Annotated in this window: 2 protein-coding genes and 2 pseudogenes; 3 read left to right on the top strand and 1 reads right to left on the bottom strand. The window is 49.4% G+C overall.

Going from position 1 to position 3,115, the window contains the following annotated elements; all coding sequences use genetic code 11:
• Nucleotides 1-124 precede the first annotated feature (124 nt).
• From ACHHZ6_RS24565 to ACHHZ6_RS24555, 3 genes and pseudogenes are all read left to right on the top strand, one after another.
• Nucleotides 125-820 (top strand): annotated as a pseudogene (locus ACHHZ6_RS24565) (IS110-like element IS5075 family transposase); the annotation flags it as partial.
• Nucleotides 821-1,097: 277 nt separating this feature from the next.
• Nucleotides 1,098-1,313 (top strand): annotated as a pseudogene (locus ACHHZ6_RS24560) (EamA family transporter); the annotation flags it as partial.
• Nucleotides 1,310-1,645, top strand: coding sequence for a hypothetical protein (locus tag ACHHZ6_RS24555; protein ID WP_016236507.1), 336 nt, complete (start codon nucleotides 1,310-1,312; stop codon nucleotides 1,643-1,645). The pseudogene ACHHZ6_RS24560 and the gene ACHHZ6_RS24555, both read left to right, overlap by 4 nt.
• A gap of 97 nt (nucleotides 1,646-1,742) precedes the next feature.
• Here the strand turns inward: ACHHZ6_RS24555 and ACHHZ6_RS24550 are convergent, their stop codons facing one another.
• Entirely contained in the window at nucleotides 1,743-2,981 is a 1,239-nt protein-coding gene (locus ACHHZ6_RS24550; protein ID WP_012291449.1) for an IS110 family transposase, read from the bottom strand.
• Nucleotides 2,982-3,115 lie beyond the last annotated feature (134 nt).

Genomic DNA, 3,115 nt, shown 5'->3' with positions numbered 1-3,115 from the left:
CGTTTATAGTACCGCAGTCTCTCCCCTTTATTTTTACTGAAGAGCAGACAGAAACCATAAATACCGGCTTTGACATGCCGGGGAAGTCCTTATAGTACAATAATTTTCGATATCCAAACTGACCCCATCTATGCGTTTCGTGCAGCCCAGAACCGAATCTCAGCAGGCAATGCGAGCTCTGCATCGTGTCCGTGAATCCCTGGTTCAGGATAAGGTGAAAACAACTAATCAGATGCATGCTTTTCTGCTGGAATTTGGTATCAGCGTTCCGCGAGGTGCTGCCGTTATTAGTCGACTGAGTACCCTTCTTGAGGACAGTAGTTTGCCTCTTTATCTCAGCCAGTTACTGCTGAAATTACAACAGCATTATCACTATCTTGTTGAGCAGATTAAAGATCTGGAATCTCAGTTGAAACGAAAGTTGGACGAAGATGAGGTTGGACAGCGCTTGCTGAGTATTCCCTGCGTTGGAACGCTGACTGCCAGTACTATTTCAACTGAGATTGGCGACGGGAAGCAGTACGCCAGCAGCCGTGACTTTGCGGCGGCAACAGGGCTGGTACCCCGACAGTACAGCACGGGAGGTCGGACGACATTGTTAGGGATTAGCAAGCGGGGCAACAAAAAGATCCGAACTTTGTTGGTTCAGTGTGCCAGGGTATTCATACAAAAACTGGAACACCAGTCTGGCAAGTTGGCCGACTGGGTCAGGGAGTTGTTGTGTCGGAAAAGCAACTTTGTCGTCACCTGTGCTCTGGCAAACAAGCTGGCCAGAATAGCCTGGGCACTGACGGCGCGACAGCAAACTTACGAAGCATAAAGGCAGAAATACACCAGTTTAAACAATCATTCATCTGGTTTTGCGAATACTGATATTGATGATACTAACGGCCCACCGGCCTGTTGAGGAACCTGTAAAACGGAAAGGCTCATTGAAGCCGTATATTTTCTGGAGGTTCATCAGGCGCGGAACTCATCGAGGCGCGGGAATAAAATCCCATTCAGACGCCGGATAGATTCAAGCAAGCCAACTTGTCGTCAAAATCGGTGTTGCAAAAACGGGAGTGACCATAGATTCCGTTTTCTGAGACGTCCCCAGTATGGCAACCACGATCAGTCTGCTGGAGCCGGTTATAGCCGCACTGCTGGCCGTTGTGCTCGTCGGTGAAAGGCTGCCGCCTTCCGGATGGGCAGGCGTCGGACTGATAGTTGCGTGTCTGGGGCTCATCACCGTTCCGGCTGGAAAGTTACGTTTCAGTCTGTTCCGGCAACGGAAAGAAAACTTTGAAATCGCAAAAAGGAAAGAATTATGAAAGATAAAGCGTCATTTGACTCATTTTCGGCTCTCGATATGCGTGCCGGTACCATCATCAGGGTTGAGGAGAGTAAAACATCAAAGCCCACCTGGCGCATGACTATTGACCTAGGACCAGAACTGGGAACAAGGGTGTCATGCGGTGCGTATACTAACTATGCAGCAGAAGACCTGCAGGAAACGCAGGTAATCTGCATCGTCAATCTGGGTACCATGAAGATGGGACCTGAAAAGTCAGAGGTGCTGGTACTTGGTGTGTCTGATGGTTCAGGCGGGACGATCCCGCTGACGACAGAAAAGCGCGTCGATAACGGTGAATGCGTTTTCTGAAAATCGGCAGATAAAGCCACGTATGGGCAAGAAAATGCTTCCTAAAAATTTCAGTGAATATGTCTGCTTCACGCCCTGAGACATTCGACAAGCTTTTTTATGGCTTCAGTAAGGGCGACTTTCGCGCTTCCAGTGCCAGCAAATACTTCGCTTCATCGTACTGGGTCTTGGTCTTCCAGCAGCGGTAAATGATCCTTATCCATTTGAAGGCCAGAGCCCGGATTGCAGACTGGTGAGATTTTCCTTTTTCTCGCAGTCCCCGATAATAAAGTCTGGCCCAGTATGATGAGTTAACCGTCTTGGCAGCCCATTCAACAAAGGTTTGCCGGACGAACTTGGCACACTGCCATCGCCAGTGAACCCAGGATTTCTGGCCACTTCGTTCTGTCACCGGTGCAATACCTGCGTAGTTTTGAATTTCTTCAGCGCTGTTAAACCGGTCACGGTTATCACCAAGTGCAGCAAGCATTCGTGGTCCCAAACACGGCCCCATGCCCGGAAGTGATTTGAACAGCCCCGAATCTGGCAATGTGTCAAACAGCGTTTCGATTCGTTCGTCATAGGTTTTGATGATTTCACTCACGACTTTAATTTGTGTCGCCAGTGCTGTTGCCATCAAAGCATTAGCCTCTATAACACTCGGGTCTGTCGTCAACGGAATGGCGTTATCAATACTCACAACACGCTGCTCGGTAAGGGCCATTGCGCGGCCACCTTTGGCATTGAGAAAGTTGCGGATCGTGTCTCGCCTGGCTCGTTTTAGTTGTTGCAGACTGGGCCATCGCATAATCAGTTCACACAATAGCAAGCTACCCCGATGTGAGAACCACTCCAGGGGCTGAGGATAATACTGTTTGAGTGTGTTGATTAGCCGGTTCACAAAACGGCGCTTATCTTCAACCAACTGACGACGCTGCTCAACCAGTTGCTGGAGTAACCGGATATCGGCATTGTCGGGTTCAATGGCTTTTATCTTTTGGGGATAACGCAGCATTAACTCTAATGCCAGCTCGGCATCCTGCGGGTCATCTTTAGCACCGCTGGGCGAGAAGGCTTGCCGGTAACGAGCCAGAGACAAAGCGTGGACGGGGAAAACGGTGATAAATGGATATTTCTGAAGAGCATACACCACGGGACCTTTCTTCAGCTCAACGGCGATAGCGATCCTGCCTTTTACCTTCTGGTGTAACTCGGTAAGCCAGACATCAAGCGCTTCCGGCGTATGTTCAATCACATGGAATGTGCGTTCACCGTTTTTAAACTGAACACAGACATCGTGCTTTTTATCTGCCCAGTCCAGACCAACGTGCGCAGCAAATTGATTAGTCTCAGTCATCACCAACGGCACTGTTGCAAATAGTCGGTGGTGATAAACTTATCATCCCCTTTTGCTGATGGAGCTGCACATGAACCCATTCAAAGGCCGGCATTTTCAGCGTGACATCATTCTGTGGGCCGTACGCTGGTACT

Origin of the sequence: Enterobacter cloacae complex sp. 2024EL-00214 (assembly GCF_043945575.1) — a bacterium.
GTDB classification, from domain to species: domain Bacteria; phylum Pseudomonadota; class Gammaproteobacteria; order Enterobacterales; family Enterobacteriaceae; genus Enterobacter; species Enterobacter cloacae_P.
This window is presented reverse-complemented; position numbering and strand designations above follow the sequence as displayed.

Coding starts and splice junctions, on each gene's coding strand:
- ACHHZ6_RS24550 (WP_012291449.1), bottom strand. CDS start 2,981: ATGACTGAGACTAATCAATTTGCTGCGCACGTTGGTCTGGACTGGGCA.
- ACHHZ6_RS24555 (WP_016236507.1), top strand. CDS start 1,310: ATGAAAGATAAAGCGTCATTTGACTCATTTTCGGCTCTCGATATGCGT.